Consider the following 6,686-nt stretch of genomic DNA (forward strand, 5'->3'; position numbering starts at 1 on the left):
TCGAAGATGACCAGGATGTGGCCGCCCGGCGGCGGTACCCGTCGACCGCTCGCCGCGCGCGTCGCCGTGCCCCGTGAGCCGGTCGATCCGGCCCGCATCGGCCGCCGGGTCGTACGGCGCCGGGCGAAGGGGATGGACGCCGGCGCTGTCGCGGCGGCCCTCGAGGAAGCGCGGTTCGACGCCCGGCAGGCGTCCCGGCACGAGGACCTGGCCGACGACGTCCGCGGCCCGGCGGAACTCGCGGAGTGGGAGCGCATCGACCAACTGCTCGCCGACGCCGTCCCGGGCACCGTCTACGACCCGGCCGCCGACGACGTTGTCCAGGCCGAACTCGCCGCCGACGCCGCGGCCGCCGCCGCCCGGGAAGCCGAACTGCGCGAAGCCGCCCGGATCGCGGCCCGTGCCGACGAGCTCCAGGCGCTGCGCGAGCTGGGCACGCTGGAGCAGACCGAGCCCCGTACCGGGGACGAAGCCGTCCGGGACGAACTCACCCGGCGAGCCGGCGGGTACGTCCAGGCCGACGTCGACGCCTGGCTCGCGCACGCCCTGGCCGCGCACCTCGGGCACTACCGCGACCCGGCCGCCCGCAAGGAGGCCGCCGGCCTTCTTACGCCGCCGGTCCTCGCGCACGCCGCGCTGCTCGCCGAACTCGTCCGCCTGGTCCCCGGCGCGGACGTCGCCCAGCTGGCGTTCGCGGCCCGGCTCGCCACCACCGAGCCCGAAGCCGCCGGCGCACTCGCCGCGTTCCTCACCCGCGCCCGGACGTAGCACCGCATCCATCGCGATCACCGAGGGTGACTGTCACGCTGTCACGCCGACCGGTGTCACGCACCCCGATCCGGCTGTCACGTCGGGGTGTCACGCTGACGATCGCCGGAACCACGGGCCCGGCCCCGGATCTGGGCCACCTCGCCAATCAGCGTGACACCCCTCCCGGAGCGACTACGGTCCGCATCCGGCTGCGATCCCTCCTCGTAACGACGGCGACGGCCAGCACGTGGTGAGCGTCGGCCACGCGATGACCGCCCGCCTCCAGATCACCAACGGCCAGGCCGTGCCCGGCGTCCCGGCCTGAACAGTCCGGCCGACCTGTGTCATCTGTGTCATCAACCCCCCGTTTCCCCAGGTGGGCCCACTCATCTGTGTCACTGTTCAGCTGATCTGTGTCATCGCGCGGGCGGACCCCAGGGACCCAGCAACCGACCCGGAACCTGGGTCCCGAGACCGGTGTTTTCGCTGGCGGACACAATCAGCAACGGCTGCTGGGTCCACCTGGGTCTCTGGGTCTTGCACCCTCGTTGCGAGCCGGTTCGTCCGGAGTGGTCCCCAGGGCCCTGGGCGGCCGATACCGTGGAAGCAGACGCCAGTTCCGCCTTCCTGGAGCCCTCGATGAGCGAACAGCCGGCCCCCGCCGACCACGCCCGGCAGCAGCTGGAGCCCGCGGCCGCCGACGCGGTCCGCGCGTACGCGGCCAGGACCCGCGCGAACGCCGACCAGTTCGCTGCCGTCCTCGAGGACATCGCGGCCAACGGGCTGCCCTCGGTGGAGGACTGCACGCCGTGGGAGGAGCTGCGCGAGGCCCACCTCGCCCGGCTCGCCTCGCAGCGCCCGGCCGTCGCCTGATGCCGTCGGTACACGGGCCTCGCCGCGCCCGTATCGCCTTCTCCGACTCCGCCGCGAAGCAGCTGGAGAACATCACCAGCGAGGCGGAGATCCACGCCCTGGACCGCGCCCTGGTCGTCATCTCCGTCGACCCGGACGTCGGCGAGCCGATCCCCGGCGACACCGCCGGCCCCCAACTGCGCCAGTACACCGACGAAGTCGAAGCCGTCCGCGTCCTGTACTTCGTCACCGCGCTGCGCACCGTCGTGGTCGTCGCGTACATCGAGGTCTAGCCGCCGAAGGAGCCCAAGGTGCCGTCCGACATCAACCAGCTCACCGCCGGCCGACAGCTCACCGGGCTCCGCCAGGTGCTGGACTGCCCCGCCACGCCGACCGTGCTCCGGCAGGGCCCCGCCGCCGCGCCGGGGGAGTCGCCGGACTGGCTTGCACTGCTGTGCCCCGCCCACTCCGAGGCCCTGCCCGGGTGGCCCGGCACCGCCGCCGACACCGACGGGCTGCGCCTGTCCTGCGGGTCCGTCCTGGACTACCGGTCGGCCGAGCAGCTGCTCCAGTCGCACGCCGACCTGTGGCTGACGCCCCTGACCGGGGTGGACCCGAAGGCCTACGCCGGGGTCTGGCCCGAGGTCCTGGACCAGGCCGACCGCGTACTGCGCGCCCGCCTGGGCGAAGACACCGCCGACGGAGACGAGACGCTGCACAGCCTCGCGATGATGCTCGCGATGGCCTCCCGGAACGCAGCCGAGGGCAACCTGTACCAGGCGACCGTTCCCCTGGCCTACTGCGAGACCCTCGCCCAGCGCCTGTAGCCAGGCCGCGCCGCACGTCCGCTCCGGTCTTGCACCCATCAGCCGGCTGCCGCTTCCGGGTCGCGGCTGGTGCTGCGCCACGGCTTCCGCCCGGGCCCGGCCCGAGGACGGCCGTTGCACCCCAATGTAGGTAGGTACTTGTAGTACCTATCTGCGGGTTGTTCTTCCTTCCCCCCTGAGAGCAGAGCTCGCAGCGGGAACCGATCATCTGCCCTCGCCTGTGATCAGGGACCGCCGGTGTCCGGCGCGCATGATCCTTCCCGGCCTCGTGTGGCCGTCTGCCGCGTCCTGAGGCTTCCCGGACTCCCGAGCGACGATCAAGAGCCTCAGAGACGCTCACAGCGGCGTACACGCCTTCGAGGGCCGGAGGTGTCGCTGATCCGCCGCCAAGGGCGAGCCCAGCAGGGCGGCAGCACCCCTGGGCTACTGCGAGACGCTCTCCAAGGGCCTGACGTCACGGCGCGAAGGCGGCGTTGCACCCCAATGGTGGTTAGTACAGATAGTGCTTCTGGTGCGGGTTGTAGATCCCTTCCCCCTGAGAGCGGAGCTCGCGGAACGGGACCCGATCTTCCCGCCTCGCATGTGACCATGGCCCGCCAGCGTCCGGCGGACATGATCCTTCCCGGCCCTCTACGGCCGCCTGTGACCTTCTGAGGCCCTCCGGGTTCCCGAGCGGCGATCAAGGCCGCCAGAGGCGCTCACAGCGCCGCACAGCGCCTCCAGGGGCCGGAGGTGCCGCTGATCCCCTTGGAGCGGCTCCGCGATCGTCTCGCCCGCCGTCGTGGTCTCGCCGCGGTTCCCGGTTGTCCCCGGACCGAGCTCTGCTCTCAGGGGGAGGGGATTACCTACCCGCACAGAACCGCTATCTGTACTAACCACTATTGGGGTGCAACGCCGGTGTCGATGAGCCCCGTCGTCGCCGGGTGCCGGCGCTCCCGGTGAAGTCCGCCGTTGCTGCAACCGACTGCACACCGACTGCACGTTGCAGTCCCTTGCACCCTTCCCGGCCTGCACGGTGCAGCGTCCGTTGCGCAACCAGCTGCTGCTCCTGGTGGTGAAGGGTGCAAGGCCGGTTGCTGCTCGGGGTCGGGTGCTGTGGCGCAGTATTCGCACGACCCGGGCGGCGCAAGGGTGCTGCACATGCAGCAGGCCCGCCCAGCCGGAGCAGCAGCTGCGCGCTGCACGGCCTCGCTACAGCAGTCGAGCGCCCGCTGCTCCGGGGCCAGCAGCAGGGCTGCGGACCCGTCCTGGCGGCTGCATAAGTTCGCAGATCTGCGATGTTCCGCGTGAGATCTATGCACAGCTGCTGCATGCAGCGCCCCGAGCAGTCGTCGGTTGTTCTGCTGCTCCAGAACAAGCCGGTTACCTGGTGCTACCGCCCGCCCGCCGTCCGGCACCGGCCCCGGAGTCCCCGCGTCCCCACGCCTTCCGCCGGAGCTGCACCCTCGCTCGACCGCTGCGTCCGGTGCGGCTACGCGTTCGCGCCTGCTTCCACCGGTGCACTGTCGGCCCGGCCGCTGCCACGCGAGCACGCCCTCAGCGCGCAGTCGAAGAACACGTCGATGTCGACGCTGGAGTCCCGGCGGGTGATCTCGTACAGCCCCTTCGTCGCCTCGAAGGCGGCCACGACGGGGAGGGTGATCTCCTGGTGCGCCTCGGTCTCGAAGTCCAGGTGGTGGGCGAAGCCGAAGTGGTGGGCCCGGTTCTGTTCCGCGGTCACCACGCGCTGGTGGGCCCTGCGGGCCGCCTCGAACCACTGCGCTGCGTCGTCCGTGCCCAGCGCGTTGACGACGATCGTGAAGAACGGGATCACCTGCTCCGCGCTCGCGGGCCAGCTGTCGGTGGGCGAGCCGAAGCGGTTGCCCAGCTCCTGGGCGAAGTGGAGGCCGAAGTTGTGGGTCACGCCCCCACTCGTACCGCGACGGCCGGCGCTCGGGCGGGCGGCGCGCGGCAGGGCCTTCCGAGAACGCTCGTGCGGGCCGTCCTGCCTGCGGCTTTCCCCTGGAGGGGAACGATGTACGCGCTTCTCGGCGGACCGTCGGCTCGTGTTCTGGAGAACCAGAACAAGACGGTTCCCCTGGTGCTACCGAAACTCGGGCCGCGCTCCGTTGACCAGCACTTTTCTCCTGGAGGGGAATGGCGTACGCCCGGCGGCCCGCTCACGGCGGCGCGTGTTCTGGAGAACTAGAACATGTCGGTACCCCTGGTGATACCGACATCCCGGGCGGCAGCGCGGCGACCTGCGGTTTCCCCTGGGCGGGAACGATGTACCGCCTGGAAGCCCCGAGTGACTCCCCCGGGCATGCGAACGGCGCCGCACCTTGGGTGCGGCGCCGTGGCGTCGAAAGGGCCCTGTGGGGCTGCTCAGGCGCTTTGCGCGAGGTTGGCGACCTGCGCGGCGAAGCGGGTCCGTCGCTGCTCGGTGAAGTCCTCTGCGGGCGTCGTGTTGATCTCGGGGACGGCCATCGCGGTGCCGGCGACCCGCCCGCCGGTGAGGACGGGGTGGAGCTGGTAGCAGCCGCGGCGCAGGAGCCAGGCGAGGCCGGCCTCCCTCAGCTCCTTGAAGCCGCGGTTCACCGCGGGCTTCCCGGCTCCGAGTTCGGCGGCCATCTCGGCTTGGCTGATGCCGACAGCACCGTTGTCCGGGTCCTGGAAGGCCAGGAGCACGTCGAGCACGCGGCGAGCGGTCAGGGAGATGTCCACGAGGGCGAGCATCCGCAGGGCGTCGCGGGTGAGCGTGACCGGCTCATTGGACGGGGGGCCAGGTACGTAAGTGGTGCTCACGAGGGCCTCCTGGTCGTTGTCGTCTGGCTTTGAGGATATGCCCGCGCGCGTCACGCGCTCGCCTTCCGGGCGGGCAGGCGACGGCGCGACAACGTCACGACCTTCTCGCTGCGGCGGGCGGCCTCGGCTTCCTTCTTCGCCTTCGCCCGCTCCGCGCGCCACTCGGCGGGGTAGTCCGGGGCCGGGATGATGCAGGCCGGGCCCTCGGCGGCGTTCCACTCCTTCTGCCACTGCTCCTGCTCGGCGGAGGTGCCGGCCACCGTGAGCCACGGGTTCAGCTGGAGCACGCCGGGCTTCGCGGTCCGCATCCAGCCGATGTGGTGGAAGAACTGCGCGGGCTCGCTCACCGAGGCTGCGGACAGGCTGCACAGCTTCTGGAGGTCACGCTGGTTGATCCGGACGTACCCGCGCGGCGCCTTCGTCCGGTCCACGCCGTGGTACGCCGGGTCCTGGGCGGCCACGAGCTTGCACCACACCTGGAACCAGCTGCCCGGCATCTTCAGGCTGCCCAGAACGTCCATCAGCAGCCGGGCGTCCAGGACGTAGCCCTTCACCTCCGCGCTGACCGCGAACTCGCGGCCCTGGATCTTCTCGACACTGACGACCATGCCGCCCTTGCCGTCGGACCGCGCAACAACGCGCTGGCCGGGCCGAACGACCGGCAGCTGCTCCATCAAAGCCTCCAGGAAGATCATCGAGCGTGGGCCGAACGGTATCACTAGGGGAACCGTCTTGTTTCAGAGGGGTAGAACACGCGCCGCCTCCAGCGGGCCGCTGCGCCGCCTCGACACGCCCGGAGTTTGTTCTAGATCTCCAGAACAAACCGACCCCCCTTTGTTCTGGAGATCTAGAACACGCCGTTTGGCGTTTGCCCAGGTCAGCGCGTTTTGGGGCCGCGAGCACTCTTAGGTGTCTGTAAGACACCCTCCGGGCCCGTCGGGCGGGTGCCGGCCCCGGCTTCCCAGTGCTGGCAACAGCTGGAAGCCGGGCGTGTCCGGCCTCGCTCGCGCCCGTCCCGGGGCTGGGGCGTGGTGGCTGAGGCGGCTTCGCGCGCGGCTCTGCAGTTCGGGTGCGGACCGTAGGCGGCATCAGCGGCTCTGAGTCTCGGGTGGTACCGGCCGTGACGATCAAAAGCGAGGAAGCGTGGCCGGTGCCGGTGGGCGGTTCCGCCGCCCGGCCCGGGAGGCCGTTCGGCTTCCGTACCTCCGCACGCCGGAATTTCGGCTTTCCGATTTCCGAGGAACCGTTCTGTGGCTGAGGTCCGAGCCTTCCCAATTCGTGATTCCTCGCCTAAGTGGTGGGCCGAATACCGGCGCTGATGCAGCCTCAAAAGCCGCGCCTGGAAGAGGTGGTTGGGGGGTGTCCCGTGTTTCCGCCAACGGTACATGCTGCATCAACCTGATGCACGCGGTACACTGGAACCCACACGAACGAGCGACCCCCTCCCTCGTAGCCAGCCCGGCCCGCGCCAGC

The 6,686-nt window shown here is 70.8% G+C and carries 7 protein-coding genes; 4 read left to right on the plus strand and 3 right to left on the minus strand.

The genetic code is table 11. The features are described 5' to 3' along the window. The first annotated feature begins 6 nt into the window (after positions 1-6). The 4 genes from ADK36_RS31100 (at position 7) to ADK36_RS31115 (ending at position 2,429) form a co-directional block, all read left to right on the plus strand. On the plus strand, positions 7-768 hold the full coding sequence (locus ADK36_RS31100; RefSeq protein WP_053199851.1) for a hypothetical protein: 762 nt from the start codon (positions 7-9) through the stop codon (positions 766-768). Positions 769-1,389: 621 nt separating this feature from the next. Beyond that, entirely contained in the window at positions 1,390-1,623 is a 234-nt protein-coding gene (locus ADK36_RS31105) for a hypothetical protein (RefSeq protein ID WP_053199854.1), read from the plus strand. After that, positions 1,623-1,895, plus strand: coding sequence for a hypothetical protein (locus tag ADK36_RS31110; RefSeq protein ID WP_053199856.1), 273 nt, complete (start codon positions 1,623-1,625; stop codon positions 1,893-1,895). The genes ADK36_RS31105 and ADK36_RS31110 overlap by 1 nt, the downstream gene beginning before the upstream one ends. 18 nt (positions 1,896-1,913) lie before the next feature. Beyond that, the gene (locus ADK36_RS31115; RefSeq protein WP_053199857.1) at positions 1,914-2,429 is read left to right on the plus strand and encodes a hypothetical protein; all 516 of its coding nucleotides are present in this window, start codon (positions 1,914-1,916) and stop codon (positions 2,427-2,429) included. A 1,471-nt stretch (positions 2,430-3,900) separates the two neighbouring features. Here ADK36_RS31115 and ADK36_RS31120 read toward each other — a convergent pair. From ADK36_RS31120 to ADK36_RS31130, 3 genes are all read right to left on the minus strand, one after another. Beyond that, positions 3,901-4,332, minus strand: coding sequence for a hypothetical protein (locus ADK36_RS31120; RefSeq protein WP_053199859.1), 432 nt, complete (start codon positions 4,330-4,332; stop codon positions 3,901-3,903). 461 nt (positions 4,333-4,793) lie between these two features. Beyond that, positions 4,794-5,213 carry a helix-turn-helix domain-containing protein gene (locus ADK36_RS31125; protein ID WP_053199861.1) on the minus strand — a complete coding sequence of 140 codons (420 nt, stop codon included), beginning with the start codon at positions 5,211-5,213 and terminating at the stop codon, positions 4,794-4,796. Between the two features lie 50 nt (positions 5,214-5,263). Continuing rightward, a complete protein-coding gene (locus tag ADK36_RS31130) occupies positions 5,264-5,887 on the minus strand; it encodes a hypothetical protein (protein ID WP_053199863.1) in 624 nt (207 codons plus the stop codon). Positions 5,888-6,686 lie beyond the last annotated feature (799 nt).

This window comes from Streptomyces viridochromogenes (genome assembly GCF_001270495.1).
Lineage (GTDB): Bacteria > Actinomycetota > Actinomycetes > Streptomycetales > Streptomycetaceae > Streptomyces > Streptomyces viridochromogenes_A.

Coding starts and splice junctions, on each gene's coding strand:
- ADK36_RS31100 (WP_053199851.1), top strand. CDS start 7: ATGACCAGGATGTGGCCGCCCGGCGGCGGTACCCGTCGACCGCTCGCC.
- ADK36_RS31105 (WP_053199854.1), top strand. CDS start 1,390: ATGAGCGAACAGCCGGCCCCCGCCGACCACGCCCGGCAGCAGCTGGAG.
- ADK36_RS31110 (WP_053199856.1), top strand. CDS start 1,623: ATGCCGTCGGTACACGGGCCTCGCCGCGCCCGTATCGCCTTCTCCGAC.
- ADK36_RS31130 (WP_053199863.1), bottom strand. CDS start 5,887: ATGGAGCAGCTGCCGGTCGTTCGGCCCGGCCAGCGCGTTGTTGCGCGG.